Below are 16,741 nucleotides of genomic sequence, written 5' to 3'. Positions count from 1 at the left end.
GCGGAACGGATCCGCCTGCGCGCGTGCGTCTCCCGCTGTCGGGGGAGGCGGAAGTCGACCTCGTGGGCGACGTCGGCGGCCGCGCCCGCTGCGTACCGTCGGGACCTCGTGACCATCGTTCATGAGGAGGATCCGTGCTTTCCGCCTTGGTGTCGGCTTTCCGTGCCCCGGACCTGCGGCGGAAGATCCTCTTCACGCTGGGCCTGATCGCGTCGTACCGGCTCGGTGCCGCACTGCCCTCGCCGGGCGTGGACTACCGGGCGATCCGGCACTGCGTCGATCAGCTCTCCGGCGGCGAGGACACCGGGATCTACCAGCTGATCAACCTGTTCTCCGGTGGCGCCATGCTGCAACTGTCGGTGTTCGCGGTCGGCATCGTGCCCTACATCACCGCGAGCATCATCACGCAGCTGCTCACGGTCGTGATCCCGCGCTTCGACGAGCTGCGCACACAAGGCCCGACCGGGCAGGCCACGATCGGCCAGTACACCCGGTATCTGTCGGTCGCGCTGGCGATCCTGCACGCCACCGGCCTGGTCGCGCTGGCCGGACGCGGGCATCTCCTGCCGAACTGCCCGGAGCGAATTCTCGCCGACGACAGCATCTTCGGAATGATCATCATCGTGCTGGTGATGACCGCCGGCGCGGCGCTGGTGATGTGGTTCGGCGAGCAGATCACCGAACGCGGTGTCGGCAACGGCATGTCGCTGCTGATCTTCGCGGGCATCGCGGCCCGCATCCCCGGCGAGGGCAGGGCGATCCTGGACAGCAAGGGCGGATTGATCTTCGGCCTGGTCTGCTTCGGCGCGTTCGGGGTGATCGTGGCGGTGATCTTCGTCGAGCAGGGGCAGCGCCGGATTCCGGTGCAGTACGCCAAGCGCGTGGTGGGCCGCAAGATGTACGGCGGTTCCTCGACGTATCTGCCGTTGAAGGTCAACCAGGCCGGTGTCGTCCCGGTGATCTTCGCGTCCTCGCTGCTGTACCTGCCGAACCTGATAACCCAACTGGCGCAGCATGATTCGAGCCGATGGCAGGCGATGGTGCGGCGGTATCTGGCCGACGCGGGCAGCCCGGTGTACATCGCCGTCTATTTCGCGCTCATCCTGTTCTTCACCTACTTCTATGTCGCGATCACCTTCAACCCGCGGGAGCGCGCGGAGGAGATGAAGAAGTTCGGCGGCTTCATCCCGGGCTACCGCCCCGGCGCGCCGACCGCCGACCGGTTGAGCCGGGTACTCGGCCGGATCACGCTGCCCGGTTCGCTCTATCTGGGCACGGTCGCGGTGCTGCCGAATCTGGTGTTGAGCCTGGGCGCGACCGGTTCGGCGCAGAATCTGATGTTCGCGGGCAGCTCGACACTCATCGTGGTGAGCGTCGGGCTGGATACGATCAAGCAGATCGAGAGCCAACTGATGAGCAGGAACTACACCGGCTTCCTGCGCTGAACCGGAGGGGCAGTCGGACGACCATGGCCACCAATTCCTCGCGACGTCTGCTGGCCCGGGCGGCGTCCTCGCTGGCGCTCGCGGCGACCGCCACGATGCTCACGGCGGGCTGCGCGCACGCCGACACCACGCTCGGGGGTCGCACCGAGAGCGCTCAGGGGCAAGGCGAAACCGGCTGTACGCCAACGCCTTCCGCAAGCTCCGACACCGCTCCCCGGCCCGCCACCCGGACCTCGACGATCTCGGTGGTGATCGCGGGCGATCAGGTGGTCTTCCGGGCCGGTGTGCGAGCCGTCGTCGGCGCGCAGCCCGACCTGCACTGCGTCGCGGAGGTCCGCGCGGCCACCGCATCCGCCGACATCCGGCGGCTGCGGCCCGATGTGGCGGTCCTGGATCTCGACACCCCCGATCCGGACGACGCCCTCGCCGCCGAACCTGCCCTCGCCGACCGTACCCGGCTGCTCACCTTCACCGAGCACGCCACCGAGGAGAACCTGTATCGCGCGTTGTGTCTCGGCGCCAGCGGGTTCCTCACCAAGGACCTGGCCGCCGACCGGCTCGTCGCGGCCATCCGCCGGGCCGCGCACCAGGACGCGCTGATCGACCCGCGCCTGACCAGCCGCCTGGTCACCCGCTTGGCCCACGGCATCGAGCCCTTCGCGCCCGCGCCGGAAGCCGAGTCGCTCACCACGCGCGAACACGAGATCCTGCAGCTGATCGCCCGCGCCCACACCAACCCGGAGATCGCCGAACTGCTCGGCATCGGCGAGCAGACCGTCAAAACCCATGTCTCCCACGTGCTGTCGAAACTCGGCGTCCGCGACCGCGTGCACGCCGCGGTCTACGCCCACACCCGCCACCTCGTGCCCCGCGCCGCCGATGCGGGTGGGCGCGCCTGATCTAACCTGAGCCGGTGACCATCACCGAATCGCCCTTCGGCTCGTGGCCGACCCCCGTCACCTCCGAATTGGTCGTCGCCGCCGCGGTGCGGCTGTGGGACGTCCACGTGGACGGCACCGACGTCTACTGGTCGGAGGGCCGTCCCGGCGAGGGCGGCCGGACCCAGATCGTGCGCCGCGCCGCCGACGGCACCGTCACCGATCTGCTGCCGGAAGGCATGGACGCGCGCACCGCGGTGCACGAATACGGCGGCGCGGCTTGGTGGGTCCGCGACGGCGTGGTCTGGTTCGCGAACTGGTCCGACCAGCGGCTGTACCGGCTCGCGCCCGGCGGCGTGCCGTCACCCCTGACCCCGGTCCCCGCCACACCGCGCGGCGACCGGTACGGCGACGGCGACCTCGGTCCCGACGGCGCCACCGTCGTGGCCGTCCGCGAGCACCACCCCGACGGCGGGCGCGGCGCGGTCGATGTCCGCAACGAGATCGTGCGGCTGGCCGCCGATCGGCCGTCGCCGCCGGAAGTGCTGGTGAGCGGGCCGGATTTCGTCGCCGCGCCCCGGCTGAGCCCGGACGGGAGCGCGCTCGCGCTGGTGTCCTGGGACCACCCGTCCATGCCGTGGGACGACACCGTGCTGCGGGTACGCGATCTCGCCACCGGCGCCGACACCGTCGTCGCGGGCGGGCCGGGCGAGTCGGTCCTGGAGCCGCGCTGGCAGGTCGACGGCTCGCTGCTGTTCCTGTCCGATCGCAGCGGGTGGTGGAATCTCTACCGCTGGACACCCGGCACGACGGTCACGCCCGTGATCGAGTTGGACGCCGAAATCGGCATGCCCGCTTGGCAGTTGGGCTCGGCCCGCTACACTGTGCTCGCCGACGGCCGCATCGTGTTCGCCCGCTGGCGCGACGGTTACGACGGCCTCGGCCTGCGCCGCACGGACGGCTCGGTGACCGATCTCGACCTGCCCTTCTCGGTCATCACCGCGGTCGAGCGCGCCGGCGCCGACAGTGTGGTCGTCGTGGCGGCCACGCCCACTACCGAACTCGGCATCTATCGCATCGAATTCGTAGGCGGCACAACGCGGGTGGAGACCCTGCGGGCACCGCGTGAGCTCGGTCTCGACTCCGCCTCGGTCTCGGTGCCCGAGCCGATCCGCTTTCCCTCGGTGGACCGCACCGGTGCGCCGCGCACCGCGCACGCGCTGTTCTACCCGCCCGCGAACAGCCGGTATCGCGGCCCGGCCGGGGAACTGCCGCCGCTGCTGGTCCTCATGCACGGCGGGCCGACCTCGCACGCGCTGCCCGCGCTGACACCGCAGACCCAGTACTGGACCAGTCGGGGCTTCGCCGTGGTCGACGTCAATTACGCCGGCTCCACCGGTTACGGCCGCGCCTACCGCGAACTGCTGGAGGGTGCGTGGGGTGTGGTGGACGTGGCCGATTGCGTCGCCGCGGCCCGCTGGCTGAGCGAGCGCGGCCGGGTCGATCCGCGACGGCTCGCCATCCGCGGCGGCTCCGCCGGCGGTTACACCACGCTGGCCGCGCTGGCCCGCGCGGACACCCCGTTCGCCGCCGGAGCCGACCATTTCGGTATCGCCGATCTCGAGGCACTCGCCGCCGACACCCACAAGTTCGAAAGCCGCTATCTCGACCGCTTGGTCGGTGCGTATCCGGCCAGGCGCGACATCTACCGCGACCGTTCGCCGATCCATCACGTCGACCGGTTCCGCAAACCCCTGATCGTGTTGCAGGGCAGTGCGGATCCGGTGGTACCGCCGAATCAGTCGCAGATGATCGTCGATGCGCTGCGGGAGCGGCGCATCCCGGTGGCGTACCTGGTTTTCGACGGCGAGCAACACGGCTTCCGGCGCGCGGAGAACATCCGCCGGGCGCTGGACGCCGAATTGAGCTTCTACGGCCAGGTATTCGGTTTCGACCTGCCCGCTGCCGAGGGCATCGAGCCCGTCACGGTCGAGAATCTCGCCTAGCCCACCCCGCTACTCGACGGGTACCGCGGCAGGCGCCGGCGGCGCGGTGGCGGGCGCCGAGCGGCCGGGCAGAATGATCGCCGCGGCGACGGAGCCGACCGCCAGCAGCCCGGCGGCGATCGTGAGCGCGGTCGTATAGCCGTGTGCGAGATCGGTTTTCGCGTGCGAGTCGCCGATGATGTTGCCGGATACGGTGACCAGCACCGCGAGACCGAGCGAGCCGCCGAGTTGCCGTGAGCTGTTGAGGACTCCGGACGCCAGCCCGGCCTGTTCCGCGGCCACCCCGGACACTCCGGCCACACCCATGGCCACCATGGCCGCACCGACGCCGATGCTGCACACCAGCGACGGCCCCAGTACCGCGGTGAGGAATCCGCTCGACTCCGTCGCACGCCCGAACCACAGCAGTCCGAGCGCACCGAGCAGGCCGCCGGCCAGAATGACGTGCCGGGCCCCGGCGCGGCCGATCACTCCCTGCGCCGCGCGCAGGCCGACGAAAACTCCCACACAGAACGGCAGGAACGCCAAACCGGTTGCGGTGGAACTGTATTCGAGCACGCGCTGGAGGAACTGCGAGACGAAGTAGAAGCTGGCGACCTGTCCGGACACCAGCATGAACCCGAACACGGTCGCGCCGATCAGCGACCGCCGCCGCAGGAAGCCGAGCGGCACCAGCGGGTCGGCCGCGCGCAGTTCGGCCAGGACGAACACCGTCAGCGCCACGATCCCACCCGCGAACCAGCCCAGCACGACCGGTGATCCCCACGCCTGCCGCTCGGTGGCGATGACCGCCGCCACCAGCGCCGTCATCCCGACGGTGACCGCCACCGCGCCGAGCAGATCGATCGGCCCGCGCCCGGCGACCGGCCTGTCCCGCACGCCGCGCACGACGGCGGCCAGCGCGACGGCGACGAACACCAGATTCACCCACATCACCCAGCGCCAGTCGAGATTGTCGGTCAGCACGCCGCTCATGACGACACCGAACGCGCCACCCGCCGCACCGGCACCGCCCCAGACCGCCATCGCCTTCGACCGTGCGGGCCCCTCCGGAAACTCCGAGGTCACCAGCGCCAGCGACATCGGCGACAACACCGCCGCCGCGAGCCCCTGCACCGCCCGCGCCGCGATCAGGTGCCAGCCTTCCTGCGCGGCGCCACCGGCGGCACTGGCGACCGCGAACAGGACGAGGGCCGCCAGCAGCAGCCGGCGGCGGCCGGTCAGGTCCGCCAGCCGCCCGCCCAGCAGCATCAGGCCGGCGTAGGGAAGCATGAACGCGTTGATCACCCAACTCAACGCCGAGGGACCGAACTCCAGCGCGGCGTCGATATCGGGTAACGCCACGTTGACTATCGAAAGGTCGAGGGACACCAGGAACATCACCAGGAAGACGACCAGCAGGACCGCCTTCGGATGCTCGGACTCGCGTGCGGGCATAGGAGCAACCTCTCATAATTTCCGAACATGTATTTTTAATAGGGTTAGCACACCCTAACCATGCTGTCGAGAGCTTCGATTCCGCAGAAAGGAGCGCCTTGTCGTCCCCCACCACCCCGAAACGTGGCCGCCCGGTCCGGGTCGACCGCGAGACCGTGGTAGCCGCTACGACGCGGCTACTCACCACGGCCGGCGTCGACGGATTCACCATGCGTCGACTGGCCCGCGAACTCGATGTCAGCGTGGCCGCGATCTATTACCACTTCCCGACCAAGAACGCCCTGTTCTTCGCGGTACTCAGCGCTCGCGCCGACGAGCTGGAACGGCCGGCACTGCCGGAGGATCCGCGCGAGCGCCTGGTGACGATCGTGGTGTACCTCATCGATACCCTGCACCGATTGCCCTGGGTCCTCGACATTCTCGTCACCGGCGAGACCTTCGGCCGCGCGGCGATGTGGATCCTCGACGAATTCGTCCGCGCCGCGAACGAACTCGGTGCGTCCGACGAGGACGCGGTGGTCCTCTACGGGGTGATGTGGCGGTTCGCCCTCGGCGAGCTGATGGCCCGCCGCGCGGCCGAGAAGCGCGATCAGGCCGCCGCCGACGGGCGCCCGCCCGCGCACTGGACCGAGGCCGCCACCCCCGAACTCCTCGCCGGATTCCCCGCCGTCGTCCGGCTGTTGCCACACTGGGCACGGAGCACGGCCCGCTACGACACCGCTACGGCGGCGCGGCGGATGCTCGACGGTTTGCTGCCGGAGCGGCCCCGGCCGAGCTGAGGCGGTCCGGTCAGGCCCGCCACCGCGGATCGCGCCCGAGGTAGCGCAGCAGCGCATCGGGGTCACCGGAGTCGTTGCCGCGCAGCGCTTCCGCGAAGGCGAAACCGCGCAGCGGGTCGGCCAGCACGTGGGCGACCGGCAGCAATCGCCGCGCCAGCTCGGGCGTGAGCGGTGACGGCTGACCGGAGGCGACGGCCAGATCCCAGGCGTGCACCGCGGCATCGAGCGCGCAGGCCCCGACACCCAGTTCGGCGGTCAGCTTGTTCGGCGGAATGGGCACCGAAACCTCTTCGGTCGCAGCGGGAACCGTCGCCCACGCCGCGGCGGCCGCCGCCATCGCGCGCTCGATGGTCACCTCGGCGGATTCGGCGAGAGTGCCCGACGGCGCGAACGGATTCTCGTCCGGTCCCGGACCGCCGGTGAGGAAGGCGGCATACGCCACCTGATCCCCCGCCGCATGCTGAATCACTTGCGCCACAGTCCATTCCGCGCAGGGCGTCGGACGCCCCAGATCCTCCGCCGTCAGCCCGCGTACCACGTTTCGCAGCGCGGCGTGCGCCTCGTTCAGCACGGCCCATTCGGTCACGGTGTTCTCGCCCATCGATCTCGCCTCTCGTTCGGACCACCCTCTCGGCGGCCTGCTGCACTCCACTCTATCAGAACGGAATGGTCCATTCCAATAGATGTGCGCGCCTATCGCGGGCTGGGCATCGGCGGGACGGCGAGGAGGACGTGATAGGCGGCGGTGTCGGGTGGTTCGCCGACGGCGCGGCCTTCCGCCTCGACCCAGGCGTGTGCCGCGGTGGGTGCGGTGCGCACTCCGGTACACCAGGTCGGCCAGGTGCCGGTGAGACGGCACAGCACCGCGGTGGCGATGGAACGTTGCAGGCAGTACCTACCGGCGCACCGTGTACTGACCGCGGTGACGGCCTCGCGCGCCCACAGCGCCCGGCTGTGGTCGGCGGGTGCCGCGCCGCGCCGCAGCAGGGTCAGCACCGCGCGCAGGCGGCGCGGGGAGAGCCGCGCGAGGACTCCGGCGACGACGACGGCGGTGTAGGGACCGAGGCGCCGGGACAGCGGCAGCGGAGTGGACCCGGCCAGGGTCTGGTCGTGGTTCACGAGGCTTTGAACAGGTCGGCACGGGCCAGCTGGGCCAGTAGGTCAGCGACGTCGGCCGCCGCGCGTTCGCGGCTGACCGGCCGGGTTTCGGTCAGCCTGCGGACCACCTCGTCCTCGGCGACACCGTCCAGCAGGGCGGTCAGGATCTCCGCACCGGTCGTGTTGAGCTGCCAGTATCGGCCGCTTCGTTCATCGAGGAGAATCGTGCCGTCTGCGGTGACGCACAGGCTGACGTCGTCGCGGAGTCGGTTCATTTCCAGGCGCTCCTTCGAGGCGGTCCGGGTGTCATCGGGGCACGGAGGTGTCGGTGCGGGACAAGTAGGCGGGGACGGGGTGCGCGGCGAGATCGCGTAGCCATTCCTCGGCTCCCAGCGTGTTGTCCAGCTGGGTGAAACCGCCGGTGAGCATGGCGGGACCGGCGACCGCGCGGCGCAGTGCGGATGCGTCGACCAGGCCCATGGCGACCAGACGTGCGTCCTCGGCCCAGTCCATGAGGTCGCGGCGGTGCGCCCGCAGGCCCCCGAACCATTCCTCGGTGCAGTGGTCCTTGGTGCTGCGGCGGAGTATTCGCGGCGGGACGAGCCCCCGCATGGCTTCGGCGAGCAGCGGCTTGTACGACCACGGGTTGCGCGCCAGTTCGGGGTGAACGCTCAGGCACGCCTCGACTACCGAGTCGTCACAGAACGGGCTGTCGGTGTCGAGGCCGATCGGCTCGGAGAGCTGGGCGAGAATCCTGGCTCCGCGACCGGCTTCGCGGATCTGCTGTATCCAGGCGTGTCTCCCGCGCTCGTCGGACAGCGGTGTCGCCGCGGCCGCGGCGGAACGCAAGAGTTCACCGAGCATTTCGGCGGCTGCCTCGCCGGCCCACGGCGGCAGCCGGAATCTCTCACCCCATTCGTCCGGCGTCGACACGGTATCGGTATCCCGCAGCCGGCCACTCGCCGCGACGAGCCAGCGGGAGTAGGGACTCCGATGGGCCGACAGGCGAATGGTCGCGCTCGGACTCCAGCGCCCGCGCGCCCGCAATCCGGTGAGGTGCCGCAGCGCCGCCACGGGACGGCGGCGCAGCAGATCGTGCACATACAGGGCAGGCGGCACGACGAGATAGTCGCCGCCGTGGCCCGTCAACCGGACCGAGGCGCCGCGCGCGACCATGAGTTCGGCTATCGCTCGCTGCTGCGCGCGGTCGCGGACGATGCCCATGGGCTCGTCCGCGGGCTGATGGCGATGGGTCAGACCCGCGAGGAACTCGGGTAATTCGGCCGAGGGAAAGACGAGTCGTTCGACCCCGGGGAGGTGATCGGCGGCGTGATCGGCGTAGGCGTGGTCCTCATTGCCCGGAGCCGACCAGTGCAGGGTGGCGGTGACCGGGCGCGCTCCGGCCTGCGCGGCGAGAAAACATACCGACGTCGAATCCATTCCGCCCGACAGATCCGCGCCGACGACCTCTCCCGGACGGGCACGCAACGCCACCGCCTCGCGCAGGGCGCGGCGCAATGCGGCAGCGCCCTGCGCGAATCCCGCGTCGGCGGGTGGGGGCCGCCACCACCGCGTCGTCCGATGGGTGCCCTCGCGTGCGAGCACCAGCGCGTGATCGGGTGCGACGGCGTGCACGCCGCGCCACATCGCGCGGCCGCTCAGTGGAGCGGGCAGCACGGGATAGGCGAGTTGGGCCGCCACTTGCCGGTCGTCCACGTCGGCGTCGATCAACCAGGCCAGGGTGCGCGCCCGGTCCGCGCCCACGGTCACACCGTCGACCGTGGCGTGGAAGCACCTGCGCGAGCCCGACGCCGACCCACGCAGATAACACTGGCCGGCAACGGCAGCGAGCAGGTGGTAGCTGCCGGGCAGGGCACCGGCGGCCGCCTCCACGTCGGCCGGTCCGCGCACTTTCCCTACGCGCCTTTCGAGTTCGGCGGGTGAGGTGGCGGACCTGCCGATGACGGCCAGGACCGCGTTCGCGGCCCGCGCCACCGTCATCTGATCGTCGCGCCAATTGCCCAGCAACCAGGGCCGTCCGGACGGATGGGCAATGACCCGGTCGGCCCGCGAGCGCAGCCGCGCGAGCGTGTCGCCGATCGCGCTGTCCGGCACGCAGACGAACCAGCATGGTGTTTCACCGCGCATGATCGATCTCCCTTGCACAGGAAGGCGAATGGCCCACGACCGGCGCGGCCATGGGCCACCGCGGAACACGGACTAGTAGTTGGAGCCCCAGGCGCTCGGGTAGCCCTCGATGATCACGTAACTCGATCCCTGTGTCATCTCGGCGAACGTCCCGACCTCCACCAGCATCGGCGGTTCGTACACATTGTCGTCGTCGAATGTCCGAACGGAATCCACTGCGGTACCTCGATTCTGTCGATGCGTTCCTCGAACGTTCCGTGCCGTTCGAGGCCCGCCCACGCTACGGCCGGTCCGCCGGGAGGGGTCCCGCTAACGCAGTGGCTCGTCGATCTGTTCGCGGAGGATGTCGCCGTGACCCGCGTGCCTGGCGAACTCCTGGATCATCACGAGCAGGGTCCAGCGCATGCTGATACTCCCTTCGCGCGGAACGTCTTTGGTGTCGTCCAGTGCGAAGCGGGACGCGATCTCACGGGAGCGGCGGCTCGCGCGTTCGAACTCGGCGATGACATCGGCCAGCGACTCGTCGTCGGCGGCGGCGAACGTGCCCTCGTCGCGGCGGGAATATCCGTCGCATTCGGATTCGTCCAGTCCGGCCCAGAATCGCTGGAACCAGATCCTTTCCGCGGCGGCGGCGTGCTTGATCAGGGAGATCGGGGTCGTGAGCGACGCGACGAGCCGTCGGCGGGCGTCGGCCTCGGACAGGCCCCGGACCGTCTCGATCAGCGCTTCGCGATTGCGGTCGAGTAGGTGTTCGAGGATCGCTCGCTCGGTTCCGATGGCAATGCGGTTGGCATTCATGGTGTTTCACTCCATTTCGGTGAGTGGGCCGGGCCGGAACGGCATCCCGGCGGGTGATCGAGAATTCGGGCGAGGCAGCACGTCGGGCATCGGGAAATGACCGGAAAGAGGGAAGGAAGTGCTGAACTCGTCGCACGAATTACGCACGGAGCGCGGTGGAACTGTGCCGATACCGCGATCGTCGCGCGGCGGGCGATGCCGCTGCGAGCAGTGTATCGCAGGGTACCGCGAGCCACGGCGCGGACCGGGTACGACGACCGGCAATCCTAGAACGTGTTCTAATATTGTCGTGAAGGAATGCGTGAACGGCTGGGTCGATCCGGCGTTCCGGTCGGTGCGCGAGGTGTTCGAGGCCAGTTTCGCCGACGGGCAGTACAGCGGGGCCGCCGTGACGGTGTTCGTCGGGGGCATCGTGGTCGCCGATCTGTGGGGCGACGTCGCGGACTCGCGGACGGGTCGGCCCTGGCAGCGGGACACGCCGTCGGTGACGTTCTCGTGCACCAAGGCCGTCACCGCCACGGCCGCCCTCCTGGTGGCCGCCCGGGCCGGCGTGAACCTGGACGACCCCGTGGTGACCTGGTGGCCGGAATACGGTGGCGCGGACAAGGATTCGACCACACTGGCGGATCTGCTGACCCACCGTGCCGGGCTCCCGGCCTTCGACCGGGCCGTGTCGGTCGCCGAGGCCGCCGACCCCGCGGCGATGGCCGCACTGCTGGCGCGGCAGCGACCCCTCTGGGCGCCCGGCGCCCGGCACGGCTATCACGCGCTGACCTTCGGCTGGCTGGTCGGCGAATTCCTCCGCAGGACAACAGGTTCCACCGTCGGTGAGTACGTGCGCCGCCACCTCGGCGACGAGCTGTGGATCGGTGCGCCGCCACAGGTCGCCGCCGCAGCCGCACGGGTCGGATTCCCGCCCGCCCCGCAGCGGAGGTGGACCGATCCGGGGCCGATCGACGCGGAAACGGTCGCCGCGATGGCGCGCGCCTACCAGGATCCCGATTCGCTCGCGATCCGGGCATCGACCAATCCGGCCGGCTCGTACAACCAGCCGGAGGTGTTGGCCGGGGGCTGGCCCGCGACCGGATTGGTCACCACCGCACGCGCGTTGGCCCCGCTTCTACAGCGACCTCGTCACAGGCGCGCTGCTGGCCCCGGAGTTGCTCGCGGAGGCGACGCGTGAACACGTGCGCGGACCGGACGCGGTGCTGCTGCTGGAAAGCGCCTTCGGCCTCGGCTACATGTTGCCTTCGCAGAATTTCGTGCTGCCGCACAGCGCGCGGCCGACGGCCTTCGGACATCCGGGCGCGGGCGGTTCGGTCGGCCTCGGGGACATCGACAATCAGGTGGCGATCGCTTTCATCCCGAATCTGCGGCGGGACTGGCTATCCGGCGATCGCCGCGCCTACGACCTCGTCACCGAGGTATACGACACACTGTGAACGCGCCGCTCCCATCCGGCGCGGTGCCGCTCGGGCTACATTCCGCCCGCGTAAGGTAGCTCGCCCGTGGACCATCGGGCATAGGTGTGCTGCGGGGACACCGTGATGATGTCGGTGGCCGCGACCAGCCCGGCGGGCACCGTGCCGGAGTCCAGGTGATCGACGCTGGGGACGATGACGGCGTCCGCTCGTGCGGCGACGGCCGCGTCCGCCAGCTGCCGCATACGGTCGTCGGTGCGGTGGCTGAAAGCGATCGTCTTGCACAGGTTGTAACCCAATCGCCGTGCCAGGCTGCGGATTTGCGCTTCGTCCCATTGCTGGCGCTGCCGCGAGATGTCGGTGCGCAGGTAACCGAGTGCCAGAAACGTCATAGTCTCAGTCCATCCCTCGGAGATCGGACACAAACCAAAAACCGGACACTTCAGTAACTTTCGAGCAAATTCCAGAGTAGCGGCGGTCCGGTGTTCGGGCAACCCGCCGCTCCACCGCGTGCGCCGGGGGTGTCCTGTCCGGTTTGCTGCGCGAGGGCGACCGAATGCCGCAGTGAGCGCGGGACTTCCGGGTGTGCCCGCGCCTGCGGCGAGCGGCGTGCGGACGACACCGGTCACCTCGACCGCCGCCCCGCGGCGCCGCCGATCCGAGTCGGTTTCGGGCGGCGCGGTGCGGGCCGGGCACCGGCGGCTGATCTTCCGCATCCGCGGCACGCCGGTCGACGAGGACGCCGGAACCTAGTTGTTCGCGGGTGGCCAGACATAGCAGCGCTCCGGCGTGATCCGCACGATCAACCGTTCCGCGTCCGGTTCCGGGGGCGGGGTCGCGCCGTTCATGTAGCGGCCGTACATCTCGTGCAGCAGCACCTTGCCGGGGTCGGCGGTGATGTCGACGCGGCCGCGGACCTCGACGTAGCGGCCGTCGTTCCGGCCGTACAGCAGCAAGCTGACGCGCGGGTCCCGGCGCATGTTGCGGGTCTTCAACCGACCCTCGATGGTGCTGAATACGATGGCGTCGCCCTCGTACTTCACGAAGATCACCGACGATTGCGGGCGCCCGTCGGCGTTGGTGGTAGCGAGAATCGCCGCGTGGGGGCCGTCGATGAGCGTGCGAGCCGCCTGGTCCAGTGCGGTGGTCATGAGTGTTCGGTCCTTCCGGTTGGGGGTTGCGGGGATATGGACCAGGGCCGGGCGGGAAAGGAATCGGGTGGCGCGCGAGAAATTTCGCGCCTTCCGGCCGCGATACAGTCCGATGTCCCGAGAAAGGAAGGTCGCCGTGCAGCCGGAGGATCGATCACCGAACGCCGAGTTCGCCGACCTGACCCAGCCGTACCGGCGCGAGCTGCTGGCGTACTGCTATCGCATGCTCGGCTCACACGAGGACGCCGAGGACCTGGTGCAGGAGACGTACCTGCGGGCATGGCGCGGCTACGACGGGTTCCAGTCCCGCTCCTCGGTCCGGACGTGGCTCTACCGCATCGCCACCAACGCGTGCCTGACGGCGCTGACCCACCGCGGCCGCCGCGTCCTGCCCTCCGGCCTGGACGCCGCCAGTGCGAACCCTTATGCCACACCGGATTCCGCCGACGACGGCGTCGCATGGCTGGGGCCCCTGCCGGACGCTCTGGTGACCTCCGCATCCGACGATCCGGCGGCGGTGGCGGTCACCCGCGACAGCCTCCGGCTCGCACTGATCGCCACGCTGCAACACCTGTCCGGGCGCCAGCGTGCCGTGCTGATCCTGCGCGACGTGCTGGACTTCCCGGCAGCCGAGGTCGCCGATCTGCTCGACACCAGCACCGCCGCGGTCAAGAGCACCCTGCAGCGCGCCCGCGCCCGCGTCGGCGATCTCGCCCGGGCAGCGGCACACCGGGGCGAACCCACCGATCCGCGCGGCCGCGCCCTGCTCGAGGAATACATCACGGCCTTCGAAACTGCCGACGCCACCCTGCTCGAGCGGATCCTGCACCGAGACGCGGTGATCGAGATGCCCCCGTCTCGAACCTGGTTCTCCGGCAAGCGGACCTGCGTCGCCTTCCTGGCACACCAGGTCCTCGGTGCTCCCGGGACCTGGCGACTGCTGCCCACCACCGTCAACGGCCAGCTTGCCGCCGCGGCCTACTTCCGCGGCACCACCGGCGCCTACGTCCCCTTCGGAATCGCCGTCCTCGCCACCACCGCCGAGGCCATCACCCACATCACCGTCTTCGACGACCCGAACCTCCTCGACCACTGCGGGTTCCCGACGCACCGTTGAACCCTGTCGAAAATTCTTCGTCGACAGCGATGAGTCCGCGAGTGGTGCTCCGTCGTATGTGTTGAACGCGCTACCAACCCGGCGCGACCGACCAGAAGGACCAGAAATGACCACCGCCACCTCCTCCGCCGACTTCGCCGTTACCGACCGTCCCGGCAAGATCGTGAACCGTGTCCTGTGGACGCTGCAGATCTTCCTCGGCCTGTTCTTCGTCATCGCCTCCGGCGGGCCCAAGCTCGTGATGCCGGCCTCCTTGGCGGAGAACACCTCCGAGAATCTGTCCATGCCGCTCGGGCTGCTCATCTTCATCGGGCTCGCGGAGGTCGCGGGCGGTATCGGCCTGATGGTGCCGCGGCTCAGCGCCCTGGCCGCCGCGGGCCTGGCCGTGCTCACCGTGCTCGCCGCCGGAACCCAGGCCTTCATCGCCGACAAGCCCGCGATGGCGATCTTCCCGCTGGCACTCGCAGCGATCTTCGTCTGGATCGCCTACCAGCGCCGCGCCACCCTCACCGAGCTGCGAAACACGCTCTCGCGGTGACACATCCATAAGCACGACGGCGGTCGGTGGCTCTGCCCACCGACCGCCGATCGTGCGTTGCCGGATCGATCGCCCGTCGGGTTGGCGGCGATCGATCCGGCGGCCGTCGAGCGAGTGTTAATGATAACCTTTTTCAATAAGACGCCCGCTCGATCGCAACACAGGAGATGTGCATGGAAGACTTCTACTCGCCGGTCGCCGAGTTCTACGACCTGGTGCCCCGCGCCCACGCCGAGGGTGAAGCCGCCCTGCGCAAGATCCTGGCCGAGGTCGATCCGAGCGCGGGTCCGGTGGTCGACATCGGAGCGGGCACGGGGCGGGCGTGCCGCATCGTCGCCGAGGTGCTGCCGTCGGCGAAGATCCTGGCCTGCGAACCCGCCCCGGCGATGCGGGCGGTCCTGACCCACGACGTGCTCGCCGACGAGGACCTCCGGCGACGGGTGACCATCGTGCCGGAGGCGGCGGAAGCGGTCGTACTGCCCGAAACCATTTCGGCGCTGGTGCTTTTCGGCGTGCTCGGTCATATCGGGGCGGAAGGCCGCCGGGCACTGTGGGACCGGGTCCTGCCCCGGCTCGCCCCCGGCGCGCCGGTGCTGGTGGAACTGCTGCCGGTCACCCGCCCGATGGCCATGCCGAAGATGGATCTGGCTCGCGAGCAGATCGGGGATCTGGCCTACGAGGGGTCCATCGAGGCCGAGCCGATCGGCGGCGACCTGATCCGGATCACCTCGACGTGGCGGATCAGCGGCGATGCCGCGCCCACCAGGGTGGTGCGCAACGTCAGCGAGTGGCACACCTTCGGTATCGACGACCTGGCGGCGGAAACCGGGCTGGCCGGTGAGCAACTCACCGCACAGGCGGGTGTCCTGCGGGCGCCCACTCGCCCAGCGTGAAAGTGGTTCCCGCGCGCCGGATTTCCACCGCCCCCGGGCCGGAGAAGTGCGCGGGGATCACCAATTGCCGTTGGTCGGCGGCGCGTTCGAGGACGCGGCGCCGGGTGGTCGCGGCCCGGCGCGGGTCCAGGCACAGGCAGCTGCTGTGCGATGGGTGCAGCAGCTGCATCGGGCTGTGCACCATATCGCCGACGAAGATCGCAACGGTCGGTGCCGGATGTCAGGTGCACGACCGCGGAACCCGGCGTGTGGCCGGGCGCGGATTCCAGGGCTCGTACTCGGGCGCCGCGTTCCACATCGTCCTGCGGGGCAACTGCTGGGTGCTGCCCGACGACGGCGATGCGGTGACGTTGGGAACCGGTGACGTTGGGAACCGGTGACGCCGTCCTGCTGCCGCACGGAACCGGGCATGTGCTCGCCGATCGGGCCGCCGACACCCGCACGGTCGCGCAGACCGTTCCGTTCGAGCAGTGGAGCGCGGCGGTGAGAGCCGAAACCGCCTCCGGCGCGGCTCGGTGACCACCCGGAACTCCGCGCCGCCATCGACCTGCTGGCGCTGGAAGCCGACCAGCGCCGCCCCGGTGCCTGCATCGCCGTGCCGAGTCTGCTGGATCTGTTGCTGGTCTCCATGATCCGCGCGTGGATGGCCGAGAGCGGGACCGGTGTCTGGCCTGCCGCGCTCACCGAAACGGTCACCGCCGCCGCCCTGCGGGCGCTGCACACCGACCCGGCCGCGCACTGGAGCAACGACCGGCTCGCCGCCGAGGTCGGCGTCTCCCGCGCCACCCTGACCCGCCGGTTCGCCACGCTGGTGGGCCAGCCGCCGATGGGTTACCTGACCTGGTGGCGCCTGACGCGGGCCGCGGGCCTGCTGCGCGAGACCACCGACCCCTTGTCCGCCATCGCCGAGCAGGTCGGGTACGCCACCACCTATGCCTTCGCCCACGCGTTCAAGAAACAGTTCGGCATGTCACCGGGCCGCTACCGCAACGGCGCCACCACCACCGGCCGGTGAGTATGCCGGTCGGCGAA

General features: G+C 70.0%; 21 protein-coding genes and 1 pseudogene. 13 read left to right on the top strand and 9 right to left on the bottom strand.

The window, feature by feature from the left end; all coding sequences use genetic code 11:
• The first annotated feature begins 134 nt into the window (after window positions 1-134).
• Genes secY through NWFMUON74_RS12125 form a run of 3 tightly spaced genes read left to right on the top strand, consistent with a single transcriptional unit; the run spans window position 135 to window position 4,329 of the window.
• Window positions 135-1,445: a preprotein translocase subunit SecY gene (gene secY / locus NWFMUON74_RS12135; RefSeq protein ID WP_187687906.1), complete on the top strand. Its 1,311-nt coding sequence runs from the start codon at window positions 135-137 to the stop codon at window positions 1,443-1,445.
• A gap of 23 nt (window positions 1,446-1,468) precedes the next feature.
• Window positions 1,469-2,344, top strand: a complete 876-nt coding sequence (locus tag NWFMUON74_RS12130) for a LuxR C-terminal-related transcriptional regulator (protein WP_232110981.1) — start codon at window positions 1,469-1,471, stop codon at window positions 2,342-2,344.
• 14 nt (window positions 2,345-2,358) lie between these two features.
• Window positions 2,359-4,329, top strand: coding sequence for a S9 family peptidase (locus NWFMUON74_RS12125; protein ID WP_197987008.1), 1,971 nt, complete (start codon window positions 2,359-2,361; stop codon window positions 4,327-4,329).
• Window positions 4,330-4,338: 9 nt separating this feature from the next.
• On the opposite strand, the gene NWFMUON74_RS12120 is transcribed toward NWFMUON74_RS12125, so the two are convergent.
• Window positions 4,339-5,766 (bottom strand): MFS transporter, encoded by a 1,428-nt coding sequence (locus NWFMUON74_RS12120; protein ID WP_187687905.1) that lies wholly within the window; start codon window positions 5,764-5,766, stop codon window positions 4,339-4,341.
• A 98-nt stretch (window positions 5,767-5,864) separates the two neighbouring features.
• Between NWFMUON74_RS12120 and NWFMUON74_RS12115 the strand changes: the two genes are divergently transcribed.
• The gene (locus NWFMUON74_RS12115) at window positions 5,865-6,545 is read left to right on the top strand and encodes a TetR/AcrR family transcriptional regulator (RefSeq protein ID WP_187687904.1); all 681 of its coding nucleotides are present in this window, start codon (window positions 5,865-5,867) and stop codon (window positions 6,543-6,545) included.
• A 10-nt stretch (window positions 6,546-6,555) separates the two neighbouring features.
• Here the strand turns inward: NWFMUON74_RS12115 and NWFMUON74_RS12110 are convergent, their stop codons facing one another.
• The 6 genes from NWFMUON74_RS12110 to NWFMUON74_RS12085 form a co-directional block, all read right to left on the bottom strand.
• A complete protein-coding gene (locus NWFMUON74_RS12110; RefSeq protein WP_187687903.1) occupies window positions 6,556-7,146 on the bottom strand; it encodes a TIGR03086 family metal-binding protein in 591 nt (196 codons plus the stop codon).
• A 92-nt stretch (window positions 7,147-7,238) separates the two neighbouring features.
• Entirely contained in the window at window positions 7,239-7,664 is a 426-nt protein-coding gene (locus NWFMUON74_RS12105; RefSeq protein ID WP_197987007.1) for a lasso peptide biosynthesis B2 protein, read from the bottom strand.
• The gene (locus NWFMUON74_RS12100; protein WP_187687902.1) at window positions 7,661-7,918 is read right to left on the bottom strand and encodes a lasso peptide biosynthesis PqqD family chaperone; all 258 of its coding nucleotides are present in this window, start codon (window positions 7,916-7,918) and stop codon (window positions 7,661-7,663) included. The genes NWFMUON74_RS12105 and NWFMUON74_RS12100 overlap by 4 nt, the downstream gene beginning before the upstream one ends.
• A gap of 31 nt (window positions 7,919-7,949) precedes the next feature.
• On the bottom strand, window positions 7,950-9,791 hold the full coding sequence (locus NWFMUON74_RS12095) for an asparagine synthase (protein WP_187687901.1): 1,842 nt from the start codon (window positions 9,789-9,791) through the stop codon (window positions 7,950-7,952).
• A 72-nt stretch (window positions 9,792-9,863) separates the two neighbouring features.
• A complete protein-coding gene (locus tag NWFMUON74_RS12090; protein WP_187687900.1) occupies window positions 9,864-10,007 on the bottom strand; it encodes a lasso RiPP family leader peptide-containing protein in 144 nt (47 codons plus the stop codon).
• A 93-nt stretch (window positions 10,008-10,100) separates the two neighbouring features.
• Window positions 10,101-10,589, bottom strand: a complete 489-nt coding sequence (locus tag NWFMUON74_RS12085) for a DinB family protein (protein WP_187687899.1) — start codon at window positions 10,587-10,589, stop codon at window positions 10,101-10,103.
• Between the two features lie 289 nt (window positions 10,590-10,878).
• Here NWFMUON74_RS12085 and NWFMUON74_RS12080 point away from each other — a divergent pair, with 289 nt between their 5' ends.
• Together NWFMUON74_RS12080 and NWFMUON74_RS36020 are read left to right on the top strand one after the other, a co-directional pair.
• Window positions 10,879-11,772, top strand: a complete 894-nt coding sequence (locus NWFMUON74_RS12080; RefSeq protein WP_232110980.1) for a serine hydrolase domain-containing protein — start codon at window positions 10,879-10,881, stop codon at window positions 11,770-11,772.
• A gap of 4 nt (window positions 11,773-11,776) precedes the next feature.
• A complete protein-coding gene (locus NWFMUON74_RS36020; RefSeq protein WP_425343085.1) occupies window positions 11,777-12,031 on the top strand; it encodes a serine hydrolase family protein in 255 nt (84 codons plus the stop codon).
• 35 nt (window positions 12,032-12,066) lie between these two features.
• Here NWFMUON74_RS36020 and NWFMUON74_RS12075 read toward each other — a convergent pair whose 3' ends face one another.
• Complete coding sequence (locus tag NWFMUON74_RS12075) at window positions 12,067-12,402, bottom strand: hypothetical protein (protein ID WP_187687898.1); 336 nt, start codon at window positions 12,400-12,402, stop codon at window positions 12,067-12,069.
• Between the two features lie 172 nt (window positions 12,403-12,574).
• Here NWFMUON74_RS12075 and NWFMUON74_RS12070 point away from each other — a divergent pair, with 172 nt between their 5' ends.
• Window positions 12,575-12,763 (top strand): hypothetical protein, encoded by a 189-nt coding sequence (locus NWFMUON74_RS12070; protein WP_187687897.1) that lies wholly within the window; start codon window positions 12,575-12,577, stop codon window positions 12,761-12,763.
• Here NWFMUON74_RS12070 and NWFMUON74_RS12065 read toward each other — a convergent pair.
• Entirely contained in the window at window positions 12,760-13,161 is a 402-nt protein-coding gene (locus NWFMUON74_RS12065; protein WP_187687896.1) for a PPOX class F420-dependent oxidoreductase, read from the bottom strand. The genes NWFMUON74_RS12070 and NWFMUON74_RS12065 overlap by 4 nt on opposite strands.
• Window positions 13,162-13,297: 136 nt before the next feature.
• Between NWFMUON74_RS12065 and NWFMUON74_RS12060 the strand changes: the two genes are divergently transcribed.
• The 6 genes and pseudogenes from NWFMUON74_RS12060 to NWFMUON74_RS36005 all read left to right on the top strand — a co-directional run bounded on the left by NWFMUON74_RS12060 (window position 13,298) and on the right by NWFMUON74_RS36005 (window position 16,724).
• On the top strand, window positions 13,298-14,278 hold the full coding sequence (locus NWFMUON74_RS12060) for a sigma-70 family RNA polymerase sigma factor (protein ID WP_232110978.1): 981 nt from the start codon (window positions 13,298-13,300) through the stop codon (window positions 14,276-14,278).
• A gap of 106 nt (window positions 14,279-14,384) precedes the next feature.
• Window positions 14,385-14,816, top strand: coding sequence for a DoxX family protein (locus NWFMUON74_RS12055; protein WP_187687894.1), 432 nt, complete (start codon window positions 14,385-14,387; stop codon window positions 14,814-14,816).
• 173 nt (window positions 14,817-14,989) lie between these two features.
• Complete coding sequence (locus NWFMUON74_RS12050) at window positions 14,990-15,709, top strand: class I SAM-dependent methyltransferase (RefSeq protein WP_187687893.1); 720 nt, start codon at window positions 14,990-14,992, stop codon at window positions 15,707-15,709.
• A gap of 360 nt (window positions 15,710-16,069) precedes the next feature.
• The gene (locus NWFMUON74_RS36015; RefSeq protein ID WP_232110977.1) at window positions 16,070-16,228 is read left to right on the top strand and encodes a cupin domain-containing protein; all 159 of its coding nucleotides are present in this window, start codon (window positions 16,070-16,072) and stop codon (window positions 16,226-16,228) included.
• A 22-nt stretch (window positions 16,229-16,250) separates the two neighbouring features.
• Window positions 16,251-16,298 (top strand): annotated as a pseudogene (locus NWFMUON74_RS36720) (hypothetical protein); the annotation flags it as partial.
• A gap of 6 nt (window positions 16,299-16,304) precedes the next feature.
• Window positions 16,305-16,724, top strand: coding sequence for a helix-turn-helix transcriptional regulator (locus NWFMUON74_RS36005; protein ID WP_232110976.1), 420 nt, complete (start codon window positions 16,305-16,307; stop codon window positions 16,722-16,724).
• Window positions 16,725-16,741: the final 17 nt, after the last annotated feature.

The organism is Nocardia wallacei, assembly GCF_014466955.1.
Classification (GTDB): domain Bacteria; phylum Actinomycetota; class Actinomycetes; order Mycobacteriales; family Mycobacteriaceae; genus Nocardia; species Nocardia wallacei.
Note: the sequence above shows the minus strand (reverse complement) of the source record. Positions and strands in the feature narration are given on the sequence as shown.